The sequence below is a fragment of the Streptomyces sp. NPDC048370 genome (assembly GCF_043200825.1).
In the GTDB taxonomy this organism is placed as follows: Bacteria; Actinomycetota; Actinomycetes; order Streptomycetales; family Streptomycetaceae; genus Streptomyces.
Genome location: NZ_JBICYI010000010.1, coordinates 16,041 through 32,328 on the forward strand (window position 1 = coordinate 16,041; position 16,288 = coordinate 32,328).

Annotated in this window: 18 protein-coding genes and 1 tRNA gene; 14 read left to right on the forward strand and 5 right to left on the reverse strand. The window is 71.8% G+C overall.

Annotated features, from left to right (window positions below; all coding sequences use genetic code 11):
- From ACGFYP_RS21620 to ACGFYP_RS21660, 9 genes are all read left to right on the forward strand, one after another.
- Positions 1-357 (forward strand): hypothetical protein, encoded by a 357-nt coding sequence (locus ACGFYP_RS21620; protein ID WP_393495828.1) that lies wholly within the window; start codon positions 1-3, stop codon positions 355-357.
- Between the two features lie 2 nt (positions 358-359).
- Positions 360-1,724: an FtsK/SpoIIIE domain-containing protein gene (locus tag ACGFYP_RS21625; protein WP_393495831.1), complete on the forward strand. Its 1,365-nt coding sequence runs from the start codon at positions 360-362 to the stop codon at positions 1,722-1,724.
- A gap of 90 nt (positions 1,725-1,814) precedes the next feature.
- Positions 1,815-2,465, forward strand: a complete 651-nt coding sequence (locus tag ACGFYP_RS21630; protein ID WP_393495834.1) for a DUF2637 domain-containing protein — start codon at positions 1,815-1,817, stop codon at positions 2,463-2,465.
- A 17-nt stretch (positions 2,466-2,482) separates the two neighbouring features.
- Positions 2,483-2,677, forward strand: a complete 195-nt coding sequence (locus tag ACGFYP_RS21635) for a mobile element transfer protein (protein WP_393495837.1) — start codon at positions 2,483-2,485, stop codon at positions 2,675-2,677.
- A 13-nt stretch (positions 2,678-2,690) separates the two neighbouring features.
- Positions 2,691-2,849, forward strand: coding sequence for a hypothetical protein (locus tag ACGFYP_RS21640; RefSeq protein ID WP_017947661.1), 159 nt, complete (start codon positions 2,691-2,693; stop codon positions 2,847-2,849).
- A gap of 26 nt (positions 2,850-2,875) precedes the next feature.
- Entirely contained in the window at positions 2,876-3,202 is a 327-nt protein-coding gene (locus ACGFYP_RS21645) for a SpdD-like protein (RefSeq protein WP_393495842.1), read from the forward strand.
- 90 nt (positions 3,203-3,292) lie between these two features.
- Entirely contained in the window at positions 3,293-4,675 is a 1,383-nt protein-coding gene (gene repSA / locus ACGFYP_RS21650; protein ID WP_393495845.1) for a replication initiator protein RepSA, read from the forward strand.
- The gene (locus ACGFYP_RS21655) at positions 4,672-4,860 is read left to right on the forward strand and encodes a helix-turn-helix domain-containing protein (RefSeq protein ID WP_393495849.1); all 189 of its coding nucleotides are present in this window, start codon (positions 4,672-4,674) and stop codon (positions 4,858-4,860) included. The genes repSA and ACGFYP_RS21655 overlap by 4 nt, the downstream gene beginning before the upstream one ends.
- On the forward strand, positions 4,860-6,011 hold the full coding sequence (locus ACGFYP_RS21660) for a tyrosine-type recombinase/integrase (RefSeq protein WP_393495853.1): 1,152 nt from the start codon (positions 4,860-4,862) through the stop codon (positions 6,009-6,011). Before ACGFYP_RS21655 ends, ACGFYP_RS21660 begins: the two co-directional genes overlap by 1 nt.
- Positions 6,012-6,079: 68 nt before the next feature.
- On the opposite strand, the gene ACGFYP_RS21665 is transcribed toward ACGFYP_RS21660, so the two are convergent.
- Positions 6,080-6,155, reverse strand: a tRNA-Arg gene (locus ACGFYP_RS21665).
- A gap of 198 nt (positions 6,156-6,353) precedes the next feature.
- On the reverse strand, positions 6,354-6,788 hold the full coding sequence (locus ACGFYP_RS21670) for a winged helix-turn-helix transcriptional regulator (protein ID WP_393495856.1): 435 nt from the start codon (positions 6,786-6,788) through the stop codon (positions 6,354-6,356).
- A gap of 156 nt (positions 6,789-6,944) precedes the next feature.
- Here ACGFYP_RS21670 and ACGFYP_RS21675 point away from each other — a divergent pair, with 156 nt between their 5' ends.
- Positions 6,945-7,787 carry an NAD(P)H-binding protein gene (locus ACGFYP_RS21675; RefSeq protein WP_393495859.1) on the forward strand — a complete coding sequence of 281 codons (843 nt, stop codon included), beginning with the start codon at positions 6,945-6,947 and terminating at the stop codon, positions 7,785-7,787.
- 168 nt (positions 7,788-7,955) lie between these two features.
- Complete coding sequence (locus ACGFYP_RS21680) at positions 7,956-9,740, forward strand: class I adenylate-forming enzyme family protein (RefSeq protein WP_393495862.1); 1,785 nt, start codon at positions 7,956-7,958, stop codon at positions 9,738-9,740.
- Here the strand turns inward: ACGFYP_RS21680 and ACGFYP_RS21685 are convergent.
- Positions 9,727-11,001 carry a M6 family metalloprotease domain-containing protein gene (locus ACGFYP_RS21685; protein WP_393495865.1) on the reverse strand — a complete coding sequence of 425 codons (1,275 nt, stop codon included), beginning with the start codon at positions 10,999-11,001 and terminating at the stop codon, positions 9,727-9,729. The genes ACGFYP_RS21680 and ACGFYP_RS21685 overlap by 14 nt on opposite strands.
- A gap of 244 nt (positions 11,002-11,245) precedes the next feature.
- On the opposite strand from ACGFYP_RS21685, the gene ACGFYP_RS21690 reads away from it, so the two are divergent.
- Together ACGFYP_RS21690 and ACGFYP_RS21695 are read left to right on the forward strand one after the other, a co-directional pair.
- Positions 11,246-11,920: a TetR/AcrR family transcriptional regulator gene (locus ACGFYP_RS21690; RefSeq protein WP_361969644.1), complete on the forward strand. Its 675-nt coding sequence runs from the start codon at positions 11,246-11,248 to the stop codon at positions 11,918-11,920.
- Positions 11,921-12,029: 109 nt separating this feature from the next.
- On the forward strand, positions 12,030-13,535 hold the full coding sequence (locus ACGFYP_RS21695; RefSeq protein WP_393495869.1) for an MFS transporter: 1,506 nt from the start codon (positions 12,030-12,032) through the stop codon (positions 13,533-13,535).
- 65 nt (positions 13,536-13,600) lie between these two features.
- Here ACGFYP_RS21695 and ACGFYP_RS21700 read toward each other — a convergent pair whose 3' ends face one another.
- Positions 13,601-14,113 (reverse strand): MarR family winged helix-turn-helix transcriptional regulator, encoded by a 513-nt coding sequence (locus ACGFYP_RS21700; protein WP_393495872.1) that lies wholly within the window; start codon positions 14,111-14,113, stop codon positions 13,601-13,603.
- Positions 14,114-14,216: 103 nt separating this feature from the next.
- On the opposite strand from ACGFYP_RS21700, the gene ACGFYP_RS21705 reads away from it, so the two are divergent.
- On the forward strand, positions 14,217-15,008 hold the full coding sequence (locus ACGFYP_RS21705) for a dioxygenase (protein WP_393495875.1): 792 nt from the start codon (positions 14,217-14,219) through the stop codon (positions 15,006-15,008).
- Positions 15,009-15,011: 3 nt separating this feature from the next.
- Here the strand turns inward: ACGFYP_RS21705 and ACGFYP_RS21710 are convergent, their stop codons facing one another.
- Positions 15,012-16,064 carry a questin oxidase family protein gene (locus ACGFYP_RS21710; protein WP_393495879.1) on the reverse strand — a complete coding sequence of 351 codons (1,053 nt, stop codon included), beginning with the start codon at positions 16,062-16,064 and terminating at the stop codon, positions 15,012-15,014.
- Positions 16,065-16,288: the final 224 nt, after the last annotated feature.

The window sequence follows — 16,288 nt, forward strand, 5'->3', positions numbered from 1 at the left end:
GTGCGTCAGATCCCCGTCGACACCTCCGCGGCCTCCGTGATGGTCGCCCAGCCCCCGCAGCCCAAGGTGAAGGACCGCCGTACCGGCGAGCGCGCCATGGACGCCGAGACTGGCGCCGCGCTGTCGACCGTGGACGTGATGTTCGCGGCGAACGGTGAGGTGGAGATTCTGACCGTGACCGTCCCGGAGACCGGCGTTTCCGCCGACCTCGTCATGGGCACCCCGGTCGCGGTCACCGGCCTGATCGCCCGGCCCTGGGAGAACGAGTTCAACGGCCAGCGCCGACACGGCATCGCCTTCCGCGCCGTCGCGGTCACCTCGCTCGTTGGCAGCGCTGCGACCTCGAAGGCCGCCTGATCATGCGGTGGTTGATCGTCTCCGCTGTGCTGGTCGTCGCCTTCGCAGGTCTCCTGCGGTGGCGGCGGCCCGCCTGGTACTGGATGACCTTCGGGGTCGTACTCGCCACCCTTCGGGTCCTGGGCCGGTACTCCTCGGTCATGGACGCCTGCGGGCTCACAGTTCCTCCGCCCCGCTGGCGTCTCGCCATCGCCCGCATGGCCAACCGGCCCGTGCCGGAGCCCCGGGCCCCGCGCATCCTGCGGCTTCGGCCCACCCGGACCGGCCTCGTCTTACGGTTGGGGCTTCGCCCCGGACAGGACGCGTTCGACGTGGCTGCCTCGTGCGACCGGCTGCGGCACTCATTCGGCATGCACGGCGTGGCCTCGCGGGAGCTCCGCTCCGGCGTCGTCGAACTGCGGATGACCGGTTACGACGTACTCAAGCGGGTTCAGATGCCCGCCGGCGTCGAGCGCTCGACCATGCGCTTGCCGGTCGCTCTGCGCGAGGACGGCGCCGTTCATTACCGCGATTACCGCACCACCCCGCACGCCCTCACGATCGGAGCCACCAAGTCCGGGAAGTCGGTCTACCAGCGGAACCTGGTCGCCGAACTCGCCGCCCAGGAAGTGGCCTTGATCGGGATCGACTGCAAGCAAGGGGTCGAGCTCTTCCCTCTGGCCCGTCGCTTCTCCGCCCTCGCCGACAACCCCGACACCGCCGCCGACCTCCTCGACGCGCTCATCGCGCACATGGAGGGTGTCTACCAACTCATCCGCGCCGAACAGCGCATCACCGCCGACACCCCGGACGCCGACATCGCCGCCGACATCTGGGACCTGCCCGACCATCTCCGTCCCGTTCCCGTCGTCCTCCTCGTCGACGAGGTCGCCGAACTCGCCCTCTTCGCCACGAAGGAGGAAGAGAAGCGGCGAGACCGGATCATCACCTCACTCGCTCGACTCGCCCAGCTAGGCCGCGCAGCCGGCATCTATCTGGAGATCTGCGGGCAGCGCTTCGGCTCCGAACTCGGCAAGGGCATCACCATGCTCCGCGCTCAGCTCAGTGTCCGTACCGCCCACCGCGTCAACGACGAGACCAGCGCCAACATGGCCTTCGGCGACATCGCGCCGGACGCCGTCCTCGCCACCGTCCAGATCCCTGTCGACTCGCCCGGCCTCGCGATCACCGGCGATGCCTCCGGCGGCTGGGCCCGCATCCGTACGCCGCACACCTCGCTCCGTACGGCCGTCAACGCCTGCAACAAGTACGCGCACCTCGTCCCGGACCTGCCCGGCCTTGCCGCCTTCCGGCCCGCCGTCGCGCCGCTCGTACACCCGGTCAAGGTTCCGGCCCCGGCGTCCGCCGAGTCCCCGGCTACCGCCTGACCCTCCCCGCCCCACCCGGTCGGCGCGACCGCATCGCGCGCCACGTCCCTACCCCGCCATGCCCAGAACGCCCGCAAAGGAGGTGCCGACATGACCAGCAAGCTCCGCGTCGACGCCGTGCTGGTCCAAGCCCTGATCGCCGGTGCGCTGTCCTTCGCCCACCTGCACGACCTGGCCGCCGCTGCCGGTCAGACCGGATGGAAGGCGTGGGCCTACCCCGTCTCCGTCGACCTGCTCCTGGTCGCCGCCTGGCGCCGCCTCCGCTCGGACGGCTCGTCCCGGCTCGCCTGGTGCTGGTTCCTGGTCTCCCTGTTCGCGTCGCTCGGTGCGAACGTCGCCACCGCTGGGTTCCTCGACCTCGCCCATCCACCCGGCTGGCTGCGCTTCGGCATCGCCGGGTGGCCCGCGGTCGCCTTCCTCGGTGGCACGCTCCTCGCCCACTCCCCGGCACTGCCGGCCTCGGAGACCCACCCCGTGGTCGAGCCGGAGCCGATCGGAGAGACGTCGGCCGATCCGGAACGCGGCCCCGAGTCCGATGCCGTCGCCGAGCTGGAGCCGACCCCGCCCGTGCCGACGACCGCACCCGCCGTGCCCGTCCCGGCCGCCCTGGTCGAGCACGCCCGCAAGCTCGCTGCCGATCACCGCACCCGGACCGGCCAGTCCATCGACACCGACACGCTGCGCGCCCGCCTCGGCGTCCCCGCACCCATGGCCGACGCCATCGCTGCCCAACTCGCCTGATCAGAACGGAGAACGTCATGCCCCCTCGCGACCACTTCCACTCCGTGATGCGCATCGGTCCCGTGCAGATCGGCAGCCACCGCGACCGCCACGGCCGCACCAAGCACGCCGCCGTCTGCACCTCCGACCGCTGCGGTTGGTCCTCGGACTACTCCAGCTCCTCCGCCGCCCAGCTCGCGGCCCGTACCCACCGCTGCCGCATCTCCGACTGAACGGAAGCTCCTCGTGGACGTCCCGCTCTGGCTTGCCCTGATCGTCGTCGGCGCCCTCGGCATCAAGCTCATCCGCCCGCCCTGGTGGCTCGTCGCCGTGCTCCTCCTCGGTGGCTTCCTCCTCGCCGACAGCCTGCTGGCCCCCGTCATCGACACCGCGATCTCCAAGTGACCTGACCCGGAAGGGAGAACCACCCCATGCTCCGACCCAAGATCCCGACCATGCCGTTGCCGACCGGGCTCGTCACCCCGCCCGCCGTCGTCCAGCCGACCGTGATCCAGACCGTGCAGCAGCCCTCGGCCCCGGTCGTCCCGGCGCCCGCCCCGGTCACCCCGGCCCGGCCCACCGTCCAGATCACCCCCGGGACCGCGCTCGCCGCCATCGGCGCCAGCACCGCCGTCGTCCTGGTCGTCGGCACGGTCCTGGTCTCGATGCTCCTCGCGACCGCCGTCACTGCCGCATCGGTCGCCGTGTGCGCCGTCGTCGTCCGTTCGCTGATCGCGTCTTCGGCCAAGCGCCGCTGACCGGCCCCCGGGCGGCCTAGATACCGCCAAGCATCCGCCGCCCGGGAGCCGTACCCCTCGCCGATCTCTCAACCGGAAGGAACACCCATCATGGATCAGCGCACCGCCGCCGCCGCGGCGGGCCTGGACCCGGCCACCCTCCACGACGTTCTCCGAGTCGCCGCCGCCCCCGACTTCGATCGCTGGCGGGACCAGGTGCACCGCACCGGCGGCTGCTCCGACCCCGTCCACCTGACCGGCTGGTCCCTGGCCAAGGACCGCACGTCCGGTGAGACACTCCGCCGCTACTCCACGGAGGCCGAGCCCGGCGGCCGTCTCCGCGTCGCCTGCGGCAACCGCCGGGCCTCCCGCTGCCCCTCCTGCGCCCACACGTACTCCGGGGACACGTACCACCTGATCCGCGCGGGCCTCGCCGGCGACGAGTCCAAAGCCATCCCCGCGACTGTCCGCGACCACCCCCGGGTCTTCGCCACCCTCACCGCCCCGTCCTTCGGCCCCGTGCACAACCGGCCGGACCGCGGCTCCTGTCGCTGCGGCACCCGCCACCCGGAGAACGATCCCGCCCTGGGCACGGCGCTCGACCCCGAGTCGTACGACTACGCCGGAGCTGTCCTCTTCAACAACCACGCCGGACAGCTGTGGCAACGCTTCACCAACCGTCTGCGCCGCGAGCTCGCCGCCCGCGCCGGTCTCACCCAGCGCGAACTGAAGGACGTCTTACGGGTCTCGTACGGGAAGGTCGCCGAGTTCCAGAAGCGTGGCGCCATCCACTTCCACGCCGTGATCCGGCTCGACGGGCCGCACGGGCCCGGCACCACCCCACCCCCCTGGGCCACTGCGCGGCTACTCGACGACGCGATCCGCGCCGCCGCCGTCCACGCGTACACGACCATCACCGTCCCGGCCGCCGGAGACCAGCCGCGGCGGCGGTTCCAGTGGGGCCGCCAGCTTGACATCCGACCGGTCAAGGCATTCGGCGACGGCTCCGACATCACCGAACAGGCCGTGGCCGCGTACGTCGCGAAGTACGCAACCAAGGCCGCCGAGACCACCGGCAGCCTCGACCGGCGGATCGGCAACCGGGAGGTGCTCGACCTCCTGGACGTAGCCGACCATCCCCGTCGCCTTATCGAGGCCTGCCTCGACCTGGCTCCGCTCTACCCGGACCGCAAGCTCACCGCCTGGGCCCACATGCTCGGCTTCCGCGGCCACTTCTCCACCAAGTCCCGCCGCTACTCGACCACCCTCGGCGACCTCCGCCAGATCCGTGCCGACTACCGCGCTGCGCAGGAAGGCGACGGTGCCGACCCGGACTCCGTGCTCGTCCTCGCTTCCTGGGAGTACGCCGGCCACGGCCACACCCCTGGGGAAGCCGCTCTGGCCGCGTCCATCGCCCGTGACATCCAGCTCAACCGCGACACCGCCCGCGAAGCCCTACGCGACCAACTCGCCCTGGAAGGAGCCGCAGCATGACCACCGCCACCGCCGAACTGCTCACAGTGCCCGAGGTCATGGCGCGGCTCAAGCTAGGACGCTCCACCGTGTACGACCTCATCCGCTCGCGCCGCCTCACCTCGATCACCGTTGGTCGCGCCCGCCGCGTCCCGGTCGACGCCGTACGGGAGTTCATCTCCCGCGAGATCGGGGAGGCCGCCTGATGGCCGCCCAGCGCAAGCGCAACCCCAACGGCGCTGGCACCATCACCCAGCGCAAGGATGGCCGCTTCCAGGCCGCTGTCTACGTCCTCCAGCCGGACGGCACCCGCGCCCGGAAGTTCGCCTACGGCAAGACCTGGGCCGAGTGCGACACCAAGCGCCGCGCGCTCCTCGACAAGGCCGCCAACGGCATCCCCGTCCCCACCCGGTCCGCGAAGCTCTCCGAGTGGCTGCCTTACTGGCTCGACAACGTCATCAAGCCGCGTCGCAAGCTCAGCACTTACGACAAATACGAGGCGCACGTCCGTCTGTACCTCGTCCCGATGATCGGCTCCAAGCGACTTGAGTCTCTCGGCGTCGCCGACGTCCGGCGCTTCCTCGTGCAGCTGGAGAAGAAGACCACCGCTGCGACGGCCAAGGAGTCCCACCGCGTCCTGCGCACGGCGCTCACCGCCGCCTGCCGCGAGGAGCTGATCACGCGCAACGTGGCCACCCTCGTCGAGCCGCCCCGCGCCAAGGCGCGGGAACTCAGCCCCTGGTCCCTTGATGAGACGCTCGACTTCCTCGCCGCAGCCCGCCGGGACCCGCTGTACGCCGCCTTCGTCCTCGCCATCGCCATGGGTCTCCGCCGCGGCGAGCTCGTCGGTCTGCGCTGGGCGGACGTGGACCTCGACAAGCGAGTCTTGTACGTCCGGCAGCAGACCCAGCGCCGCCGGGGTGTCCTGTACGACGACGATCCCAAGGGGCGCCGCCGGCGGGCCGTACCCCTGCCCGCCATGTGCATCGCGCCTCTGAGGTGGCACCGGATGCGGCAGAACGATCAGCGAGTCAAGGCGGGGGAGCAGTGGGCGGAGGGCGGCTACGTCTTCACCACGGCGAGCGGTCGGCCCGTCGAGCCGCGCAACGTCTACCGCTCCTTCACCCGCGTCGCCGCCTCCGCCGGACTCCGCGTGATCCGTCTGCACGACGCCCGGCACGGCTGCGCCACCCTGCTCACCGCTGCCGGGGTCGCTCCTCGCGTCGTGATGGAGATCCTCGGCCACAGCCAGATCAGCATCACCATGGATGTCTACGCACACGTCGTCCAGGACACCCAGCGCGAGGCGATCAGCCACATGGACCGGCTACTCAAGAGGCGGCCCGGCCGTGAGTGACCGCCGCCGTTGATGTCAGCCCTAGATGTCAAAGAGCACCTACGGAGATCCGTAGGTGCTCTTTTCCCTGGTGCCCCCGGCAGGATTCGAACCTGCGACACCCGCTTTAGGAGAGCGGTGCTCTATCCCCTGAGCTACGAAGGCATGCCTTGGGGGTCGATCGACCGGTGACAGCCTAGCGGATAGGGGTTGCGGAGGTCGCCCTGGTTGTTGCTCGGCTGGGTCGGGCGTTCGGGCGGTGGGTGCGCCGTCAGTGGTTCTGGGGGAGGGGGAGCCGCTGATCTTCTTCCAGGGAGTCATGCGGGAGCTGGACCGGGCATCGGGCAGGACCGCGCGTTGAGCTCAACGGTCGGAACTCAGCTCCTCCGCGACGTCGTACTCCTGCCGCGCCCGCTCGACGCGCGGCAGGTTGTCGGCCGACCAGTCGGCGAGGTGGGCGAAGAGCGGCGCGAGGCTCAGGCCCAGCTCGCTGATCTCGTACTCGACCCGCGGCGGCACCTCCGGGTAGTACGTGCGCACGACCAGGCCGTCCCGCTCCATCTGGCGCAGGCGCTGCGTCAGCACCTTCGCCGTGATCGTGCCGATGTTGCGGTGCAGCGCCACGAAGCGCTGGCGCCCGAAGGAGTGCAGCGTCCACAGGATCGGCGTGGTCCAGCGGCTGAAGACGATGTCGAGCACCGGGGCGATCGGGCAGGCCTGCTGCGAGCCGACCTGGGCCGCGCGGGCGGCCACGTCGGCCGTCTGGGCGGCCGTCGGGACGGTGACGCTGCTGCTCATGGGAACCCTTCCGATAGTCACTTTCCTCTAGGTACCTACTATATCGAGGATGCTAGCGTCGTTCACGGCACGGCGAAGAGCCCCGTGCGGTCATGACGGCGACGCCCTCTCCAGCGGCTGTCACCCACCCAATTCCCTTGATGAAGGAGGCGTTTCATGATTGTTGTCACCGGAGCCACCGGCAACGTCGGCCGTCCGCTGATCGCGACCCTGGCCGCCGCGGGCGCCGAGGTCACCGCCGTCTCGCGCCGTCCGCTCGCCGACCTGCCCAAGGGTGCCCGCCATGTGCAGGCCGATCTGGGGCGCGCCGAGAGCCTGCGGGAGGCGCTGCGCGGCGCCGAGGCCCTGTTCGTGCTGCTCGCCGGGGAGCTGCTCGGCCCCGGCGAGAGCGCCGACACCCTGCTCGCCGTCGCCAAGGAGGAGGGTGTCCGCAAGGTCGTCCTGCTCTCCTCGCAGATCACCGCGACCCGCCCCGGCGCGGCCTCGCACCTCCGGCTGCGGGAGTTCGAGGAGGCCGTCCGCGCGTCCGGTCTCGACTGGACGATCCTGCGCGCGGGCGGCTTCGCCTCCAACGCCTTCGCCTGGGCCGAGTCGGTGCGCTCCGACCGTACGGTCATGGCCCCGTTCGGTGATGTCGCCCTGCCCGTCGTCGACCCGGCCGACATCGCGGCCGTCGCCGCGGTGGCGCTGCGCGAGGAGGGCCACTCCGGCCTGGTCCACGAGCTGACGGGTCCGGTCGCCATCACCCCGCGCGAGCAGGCCGACGCCCTGGCCGACGCGCTCGGCGAGCAGGTCACGTTCGTCGAGCTGACCCGCGAGTCGGCCTTCGCCCACATGTCGCGGTTCATGGAGGAGGGCGTCGTCAACGGCACGCTCGACATCCTGGGGATGCCGCTGCCGTCCGAGCAGCAGGTCAGCCCCGACGTGGAGAAGGTCCTCGGCCGCCCCGCCGCGCCGTTCTCCGCCTGGGTCCGGCGCAGCCTGCCGGCCTTCAAATGACCGCCTTCGAGTGACCCTGTCGGCCCTCACGTGACCCCGCGGTCGGCGCGGGTCCCGAGCGGGCCCCGCGCCCCGGCCCCGCCACCGGCCGTGTGTTTTTCTTGACGCTCCGGGAGGGCGGGCATAGCGTCGGCCGGGGGCTGAGCAAGCGCTTGGAGAGGGTCGATCGTGGGCGTAGGAGAGACGGCGGAGGCAGTCGCCGCCCGGCTGGCCGCGCCCGGAGCGCCCTTCGCCGTCGAGGACGGGGTGTACGTCGAGGGCCCCCGCACGCTGCGCGAGTTCGTCGAGGCCACCTGGGCGTACGGGGACCGGCCGTTCCTCGTCTCCGAGGACGGGGTGCTCAGCTACCGGGAGTTCTTCGACGCCGCCTGCGGTCTCGCAAGGACCCTCGTCGACCAGTACGGGCTGCGCCCCGGCGACCGGGCCGTCGTCGCCATGCGGAACCACCCCGAGTGGCAGATAGCCTTCTGGGCCGCCCAGCTCGCCGGCCTCGTCGCCGTCCCCCTCAACGCCTGGTGGACCGAGGAGGAGTGCGCGTACGCCCTCGACGACTGCACGCCCCGCGTCCTCCTCGTCGACGGGGAGCGGAAGGAGCGCGTGCGCGGGTGGGCGCGGAAGCACCACGTGCCCGGGATCGTCTTCCACGGGGAGGCCGGGGACGGCTTCCAGGCGTACGTGCGCGACACCGACTCCCTCCTCGGACCCCCGCCCGTCGACGTCCTGCCCGAGCACGACGCCACCCTCATCTACACCTCCGGCACCACCGGCCGCCCCAAGGGCGCCGTCGCCACCCACCTCGCGCAGGCCGGGGCCGCGATGAACCCCCGGTACTACGCCGCCGCCTCCGCCCTCGGCCGCGGCACCGTCCCCGGGCAGGGGCCCGCGCCGGTCTCGCTCACCACGTTCCCGTTCTTCCACGTGGCCGCCTTCACCTCCTTCTACTCCGTGATGGCCGCAGGCGGGACCCTCGTCCTCATGCGGAAGTGGGACGCCGAGAAGGCCCTGGAGCTGATCCGGCTCCACCGCGTCACCCACTACGCCGGTGTCCCCACCACCGCCCTCCAGCTGCTCGACCTCGCCGAGCGGACCGGCGATCCGCTGGAGAGCCTCACCATGCTCAACACCGGCGGCGCGGCCGCCCCGCCCGAGCTGGTCGCCCGGCTCACCGCCGCCTACGGCGAGCGCGTCGAGCCCCGCAACGGCTACGGCCTCACCGAGACCTGCGGCGGCGTCTTCGCCGTCTTCGGCGCCGAGTACCGCGCCCATCCGCACAGCGTCGGCCGGCCCACCCCCGCCACCGAGGTCCGCGTCGACCGGCCCGACGCCGACGGGGTGGGGGAGCTGCTGCTGCGCGGGCAGTCCCTCGTGCGCGGCTACTGGGGCGACGAGGCCGCCACCCGCGCCGCGTTCACCGACGACGGCTGGTTCCGCACCGGCGACCTCGCCCACCTCCGCGACGGGCGCGTCACGATCGTCGACCGGCTCAAGGACATGGTGATCCGGGGCGGCGAGAACGTGTACTGCGTCGAGGTCGAGGCCGTCCTCCACGACCACCCCGACGTCCTCGACGCCGCCGTCCTCGGGGTGCCCCACCCCACCCTGGGGGAGGAGGTCGCCGCCGTCGTGCGCCTCCGCGAGGGCGCGGGCGTCGGCGTCGAGCAGCTCAGGGCGCACGTCGGGGACCGGCTCGCCGCCTTCAAGGTGCCCGCCCATGTCCTCGTACGGGACACCGAGCTGCCCCGGAACGCCACGGGGAAGATCCTCAAGCGGGAGCTGCGGGAGGAGCTCGGCCGGGAGCTGACCCGCGAGCCCGGCCGCGAGCAGCCCAGGACCGAGCGGCCCGTCCGCGAGCAGCCCGGGAGCGAGCAGCCCGGCCGCGAGCAGCCCGGGACCGAGCAGTCCGGCCGCGAGCAGCCCGGGAGCGAGCCCGTCCGCGAGCTCAGCTGCGGGTGATCCGTACGCGGTAGGTGCCGCCGTCGTCCTCGGCGAGGACCGTGATCCGGATGCCGTTCGTCCGGTCGGTGAAGGTCTCGCCCGGCCGGTACGGCGCGTCCGAGAGCTCCGCGTGGACGTTCGGGCGGCGCGTGCAGCCGCCGCTGTCCTTGTCGCTGTCCGAGACCGTCACCGGGCCGTGGCCCGTGTCGACGTCCGACTCGACGCGGTAGATCAGGACGCCCGGCTCGCAGACCGCCTCGTCGTTGCCCTCCCGGGTGCGGACCTCGACCGCGTACCCCGACTTCTCGGAGAGCGGGACGAAGGCGAGCTTCGATCCGCCGGCCGTCGCCAGCGGGGTCAGCGTGTAGTCGTGCGCTCCGGGCGTGGAGGCGCAGCCGACCTGGCTGTTGTCCAGCCAGCCCAGCTTCCACTTGTGCCAGCCGAGCAGGTCGTTGTTGGCCCCCCAGTCCTCGGACATGATGTCCCAGTGCCCGACCGTGCCCCCGCCGTCCACGGTGTAGAGGTCGGGCAGGCCGAAGACATGGCCGTTCTCGTGCGGCAGCACGCGGTAGCCGGTCTCCGCGTACGTCCCCGAGCCGTCGTCCTGGCGGCTGTAGACGAAGGACGTGTTGGAGAGCGGGACGCCGTCCGCGTACGGCGCCTCGTCGTTCCCCGAGAAGGTGACGGACAGGACGGTGTCCAGGGCCGAGGGCCCGGCGTTCGGGGTCACCAGGACGTTGACCAGGTCGTACGCGCTGAAGTCCACCGTCGGGTCGGCGGTCTTCACGATGTCCTCGACGAGCCCGCGGTAGCCGGGTTCGTACGGTGACCCGCGCTCTATCCCGTACGAGGAGAAGGGCCGGGGCATCCGCAGCCAGTCGGATATCGGGGCCTCCGGGTGGTAGTGCAGCCGCCCGTACGAGCTGGTGCTGAACCACTCGGTGGTCTTCGGGAAGAACTCGCCGTACCGGTCGAGCGCCGTGCCCTCCCCCTCCGCGTCGGGGAAGTCGACCATCAGGTTGAGGGCCCTGACGCGGCCCGTGGAGCGGGCGTACCCGGGGGCCGTGGGCATCCCCTCCGACATCTGCACACCCATCGTCGTCGCGATCCTGCACGGCCCGAGCGCCGTGGCGTCCCCCGGTGCGGCGGCCACCGGGCCCGCCGAGGCGGGTGCCGGGCCGGGGAGCGTGCCGCTGGCCGAGGCGAGGGCGGCGAGCGCGAGGGCGGTCGCCGCTGCGAGGACGACGGGTCTGCGTATGTGCCGGCGGGTCTGCTGCATGCGGTCGCCTCTCGGGTCGGCATTGATCAGCGCTGCTGTTCGATCAGCCTGTGTCGAGAGATCCGGGGGCGCGCGTCGGGTGGCCCGATCGTGGGTATTCCGCGCGGTCCTACGAGTGTGACGCAGGTCACATTCGTACAGGGAAATAACCGGGGACTCCCTCCCCGTTTACGCCTGTGTTCGAGGAAGTGGGGACGTGGTCCCCGGATCGCCCAAACGATGATCGTCAGAAGGAGGTCGTGGCGTGACCGCCGAAGCCGAGACCGCGCCCGCTCGCCGCGTACCCCGCCCCCGGGCGGACGCCCTGCGCAACCGCGAGCGGATCGTCGTCGCGGCCCGTGAGATGTTCGTCGAGTTCGGCCCCCAGGTGCCGCTCGACGAGATCGCGCGCCGTGCGGGCGTCGGCAACGCCACGCTCTACCGGAACTTCCCCGAGCGGGGTGACCTCGTCCACGAGGTCGTCCTCTCCGTCACCTCCCGCACCACGGACCTGGCGCAGGAGGGGATCGCGGCGGTCGACGCCGGCGAGGCCGACGCCTTCGACGCGCTGCGCCGCTTCACCCACGCCGCCGCCGACGAGCGCATCGGTGCCCTGTGCCCGATGCTCGACGGCACCTTCGACATGAACCACCCCGAACTTCACGCCGAGCGCGAGCGGTTGGAGGGGGCCGTCCAAGGCCTCGTCGACCGTGCGCACGGCGCGGGCAGGCTCCGCGGCGACGTCGGCGTCGGTGACCTGATGGTGGCCGTCTCCCAGCTGACCCGCCCGCTCCCGGGCACCGCCTGCCTGAACATGGACCGTTTCGTCCACCGCCATCTGCAGCTGTTCCTGGACGGTCTCGAAGCGCCCGCGCGCTCCGTACTGCCCGGCTCGGCCGCCACTCTGGAGGATCTGCGGGGTGACTCCCACGAGTCGTGACCCCCGAGCTGACCGTCCCGTGAACAGACGCGCGCGTCCGTAACCGCCCTTACGGACCCACCCACTTACATCCCTTTTTTCCTTTACGCACCATGAGGTGGCTACCCCCATGTCCGAAACAGATCCCCGGCGCTGGAAAGCGCTGGTCTTCATCGCCCTCGCTCAGTTGATGGTCGTGCTCGACGCGACGATCGTGAACATCGCGCTGCCCTCCGCCCAGCAGGACCTGGGGATCTCGGACGGCAACCGGCAGTGGGTCATCACGGCCTACGCCCTCGCCTTCGGCGGTCTGCTGCTCTTCGGCGGCCGCATCGCCGACCTGTGGGGCCGTAAGCGCACCTTCGTCGTCGGCCTGATCGGCTTCGCCGCCGCCTCCGCGCTCGGCGGGGCCGCGACCGGCGAGGCCATGATGCTCGGTGCCCGCGCGCTCCAGGGCGCCTTCGGCGCGCTGCTCGCGCCCGCCGCGCTCTCCCTGCTCGCGGTGATGTTCACCGACGCCAAGGAGCGCGCCAAGGCCTTCGGCATCTACGGTGCGATCGCCGGTGGCGGTGGCGCCGTCGGTCTGATCCTCGGCGGATTCCTCACCGAGTACCTGGACTGGCGCTGGACCTTCTTCGTCAACATCCCCTTCGCGATCGTCGCCGCCGCGGGCGCGTACTTCGTGATCCGTGAGCCGGCCGAAGGCCGCAACCGTTCGCCGCTCGACATCCCTGGCGTGGTCCTCTCCACCCTCGGTCTGGTCGCGCTCGTCTACGGCTTCACCCGCGCCGAGTCCGAGGGCTGGTCGGACGCCACGACCATCGGCATGTTCGTCGCCTCGGCCGTGCTCCTCGCCGCCTTCGTCCTGACCGAGGCGAAGGTCAAGTCGCCGCTGCTGCCTCTGCGCGTCCTGACCGAGCGCAACCGCGGCGGGGTGTACCTCTCGCTGGGTCTGGCCATCATCGCGATGTTCGGCCTGTTCCTCTTCCTGACGTACTACCTGCAGATCGTGAAGGGGTACTCGCCGGTCAAGACGGGCTTCGCGTTCCTCCCGATGATCGCGGGCATGATCGTCGGCTCGACCCAGATCGGTACGCGGCTGATGATGCGGGTTCCCCCGCGCTGGCTGATGGGCCCTGGCTTCCTGACCGCCGGCGTGGGCATGCTGCTGCTCACCCAGCTGGAGATCGGCACCTCGTACGCCGGTCTGATCCTGCCCGCGCAGCTGCTGCTCGGCCTCGGCATGGGTACGGCGTTCATGCCGGCCATGTCGCTCGCCACGCACGGCGTCGACCCGCGGGACGCCGGTGTGGCCTCCGCGATGGTCAACACCTCGCAGCAGGTCGGCGGCGCCATCGGTACGGCCCTGCTGAACACGATCGCCGCCTCGGCGACCACCGCGTACATCGCCGACCACGCGGCCGGCGCCACCACCCAGCCCGCCCAGAAGCTGCTCCAGCTCCAGGGCATGGTCGAGGGTTACGCGGCGGCCATCTGGTGGGCCGTCGGCATCCTGGTCGTCGCGGCCGCGATCGCCTTCACCTTCATCAACACCGGGAAGCCGGAGACCGGACCGGTCGCCGGCTCGGGCGAGGGCGCAGAGGACGAGGTGAAGATCCCCGTCATCGCGCACTGACGCACCCCGGTACGCCGGATACGACCCCGGTGCGCCGGGTACGACGCCGCCTGCCCTGGTTCCGCTCAGCGGAGCCAGGGCAGGTCCGCGTCCGGACCCGTCGGCTGGAGCCCCTCCGCCATCACCTTCATGATCTCGCCGAGCTGGGTCACCTGCTGCGGGCTGAGCCGGTCGAACATGGCCTGCCGCACGGCGTCGACATGGCCGGGGGCGGTCCGCCTCAACACCTCGAACCCCTCGTCCGTCAGGTGCGCGAACTGACCCCGCTTGTCGGAGGGGCAGTCCTGGCGCGTCACCCAGCCGTTCTTCTCCAGGCGCGCGACGGCGTGCGAGAGCCGGGAGCGGGTGATCTTGGCGTCCTTGGCCAGCTCGGTCATCCGCAACCGCCGCCTGGGCGCCTGGGAGAGCTGGACGAGCAGGCCGTAGTAGATGTGCGGCATCCCGGCGTCGCGCTGCAACTGGCGGTCGAGATGGTCCTCGAGGAGGGTGGTGGCGTGGCGGTACGCGCGCCAGACGCACTGTTCCTCGTCGCTGAGCCAGCGAGGCGCGTCTTCGGATGTGGTGCTCATGGGATCCATCGTACGACTCGTCCTTGAAAGTTGAACTATATGGGCATACGCTCGGGGTGACAGCACGCTTGAAAGTTCAAGGAACCCCAGATCTTCGGAGGCGGTCGTCACCATGGACGCCACGCTGGAACGGATGCCGGCCCTCTACCTCTCGCACGGCGCCCCGCCGCTCGCCGACGACCCCGTCTGGCCCGGGGAGCTCGCCGCCTGGGCCGCCGGGCTGCCCCGGCCCAAGGCCATCCTGATGGTCTCCGCCCACTGGGAGGAGGCCCCGCTCGCCCTCGGCGCGACCGAGACCGTGCCGCTCGTGTACGACTTCTGGGGCTTCCCCGAGCACTACTACCAGGTGCGGTACGCGGCCCCGGGCGCGCCCGAACTCGCCGCATCGGTCCGCAAGCTGCTGCACGGCCCCGGCACGCCGGTGCAGGACATCCCCGACCGGGGCCTCGACCACGGCGCGTACGTCCCGCTGGTGGAGATGTTCCCGGACGCCGACCTGCCCGTGCTCCAGATCTCCCTGCCCACGCTCGACCCCCGGAAGCTGATGGAGATCGGCCGCCGCCTCGCGCCGCTGCGCGACGAGGGCGTACTGATCGTCGGCAGCGGCTTCTTCACCCACAACCTGGCGGCGCTGCGCCACACCGGTGGTGGGGTGCCCGGCTGGTCCGCGGAGTTCGACGACTGGGGACGCCGCGCCCTTGAGGCGCGGGACGTCGACGCGCTCCTGGACTTCGAGCACAAGTCCCCCGCCGGGCGCCTCGCCCATCCGCGTACGGAACACTTCGCGCCGCTCTTCGTCACCCTGGGCGCTGCGGACGCGGCCGGTGACCTGGACGGCGGGCGGAGCGTGATCGACGGCTTCTGGATGGGGCTCGCGAAGCGCTCGGTCCAGTTCGGCCAGTAGGTCCTAGGCCTTCGACGGGAAGACCGGGGGGTTGAGCTCGGTCGCGCGGAGGGCGGCGGCCAGGGCCTTCGGGTCGCCGATGTCGAGCGCGGTGTCGGCGAACTTGATCGTGTGGTCGTCGCCGTGGGCCGCCGCCAGCTCGAAGACCTCCTCGGCGGTGAGGGCCGTGGCCCGGTGCGAGCGCACCTCGCGCGGTGTGTAGGCCGCGGTCACGGCGGCGGAGGCGGCCCAGGCGGCCGCGAGGCTCGCCGGCCACAGCTCGCGCGGGAGCGCGGGGAGGGTGCGCAGGACGGCGTTGGGCGCGGTCGCCGCGTGGACCAGCATGATCGGCTCGCCGTGGCCGTGCGTGGCGTAGCGGTGGGTCGCGGCGGTGACCAGCTCGGTGAGCAGGGTGCGGGCGGTGTCGGGGTCGGCGGTCGCGCCCCAGCTCGGGAACGCGGTCAGTTGCGGCAGCCGGTCGCGCATCCCGCCGTCCTGCCGGGGGACGGGCGGTACTGCGTCGAGGGCGGCGGCCGCGCTGGGCGCCGGGGCGAGCGCGGTGAGCTCGGGCAGCGGCTGGGAGCGGGCGGCCCAGTAGCCGAGCGCGTGGGCCAGCTCCGCGCGGCGCGGCGCCGTCTCCTCGGTCGTCAGGAGGGTGCGTACGGCGTGACCGGTACGGATCACGGGGTGGGTGGAGCCCCCGGCGATGCCGGGCAGCAGGCGCGGCCACCACTCGGCGAGGACGTCGCGCCAGGGGCGCTCCTGCGTCTCCCGCTCGAAGAAGCGGGCCCAGTCGGCGATCCGCGCCGTGTCGCCGAGCGCCTCGCGCCAGGTGGTGGCGGTGACGGGGGAGTGGGGCGCCGGCATGTCCTCGAGCTTGTGGCGGTACCGGTCGAGCCAGCGGTGCACGGTCCGCGCCTGTCCGCGGTGCACGAGCGCCTCGACGGCCATGGGGGCGTGGTTGGTGAGCCGTCCGAGGCGCTCGGGGCCATGGGCGTGGAGGCGCTGGAGGGCTTCGTCGAGGGTGCCGGAGGTGTCGGTGCCGCCGTCGGTGTCGCGGCCGTCGGTGTCGGTCATGGACGGGACGGTAGGCGGGCCCGTACCCCGTCCGTAACGGCCGTCGGACCTAGTCCTCGGGTCCGAGACCGCCGGAGTCCTCGGGGCCGAGACCGCCGGTCGGGCGACCCAGATTTATCTTCTTCTTCTCATTCCGGACATCGCACGCAACCAGAAGGTGACGTGTGCCGTCTTCACGGTGGGAGCGGAGCCAGGGACGTCGCCGCTCCGGCCCTCGGGGCCCC

What these genes read in the sequence shown, in the direction of transcription:
- ACGFYP_RS21625 (WP_393495831.1), top strand. Translation starts at nt 360, where the DNA reads ATGCGGTGGTTGATCGTCTCCGCTGTGCTGGTCGTCGCCTTCGCAGGT.
- ACGFYP_RS21630 (WP_393495834.1), top strand. Translation starts at nt 1,815, where the DNA reads ATGACCAGCAAGCTCCGCGTCGACGCCGTGCTGGTCCAAGCCCTGATC.
- ACGFYP_RS21635 (WP_393495837.1), top strand. Translation starts at nt 2,483, where the DNA reads ATGCCCCCTCGCGACCACTTCCACTCCGTGATGCGCATCGGTCCCGTG.
- ACGFYP_RS21645 (WP_393495842.1), top strand. Translation starts at nt 2,876, where the DNA reads ATGCTCCGACCCAAGATCCCGACCATGCCGTTGCCGACCGGGCTCGTC.
- repSA (WP_393495845.1), top strand. Translation starts at nt 3,293, where the DNA reads ATGGATCAGCGCACCGCCGCCGCCGCGGCGGGCCTGGACCCGGCCACC.
- ACGFYP_RS21655 (WP_393495849.1), top strand. Translation starts at nt 4,672, where the DNA reads ATGACCACCGCCACCGCCGAACTGCTCACAGTGCCCGAGGTCATGGCG.
- ACGFYP_RS21660 (WP_393495853.1), top strand. Translation starts at nt 4,860, where the DNA reads ATGGCCGCCCAGCGCAAGCGCAACCCCAACGGCGCTGGCACCATCACC.
- ACGFYP_RS21670 (WP_393495856.1), bottom strand. Translation starts at nt 6,788, where the DNA reads ATGAGCAGCAGCGTCACCGTCCCGACGGCCGCCCAGACGGCCGACGTG.
- ACGFYP_RS21675 (WP_393495859.1), top strand. Translation starts at nt 6,945, where the DNA reads ATGATTGTTGTCACCGGAGCCACCGGCAACGTCGGCCGTCCGCTGATC.
- ACGFYP_RS21685 (WP_393495865.1), bottom strand. Translation starts at nt 11,001, where the DNA reads ATGCAGCAGACCCGCCGGCACATACGCAGACCCGTCGTCCTCGCAGCG.
- ACGFYP_RS21695 (WP_393495869.1), top strand. Translation starts at nt 12,030, where the DNA reads ATGTCCGAAACAGATCCCCGGCGCTGGAAAGCGCTGGTCTTCATCGCC.
- ACGFYP_RS21700 (WP_393495872.1), bottom strand. Translation starts at nt 14,113, where the DNA reads ATGGATCCCATGAGCACCACATCCGAAGACGCGCCTCGCTGGCTCAGC.
- ACGFYP_RS21705 (WP_393495875.1), top strand. Translation starts at nt 14,217, where the DNA reads ATGGACGCCACGCTGGAACGGATGCCGGCCCTCTACCTCTCGCACGGC.
- ACGFYP_RS21710 (WP_393495879.1), bottom strand. Translation starts at nt 16,064, where the DNA reads ATGACCGACACCGACGGCCGCGACACCGACGGCGGCACCGACACCTCC.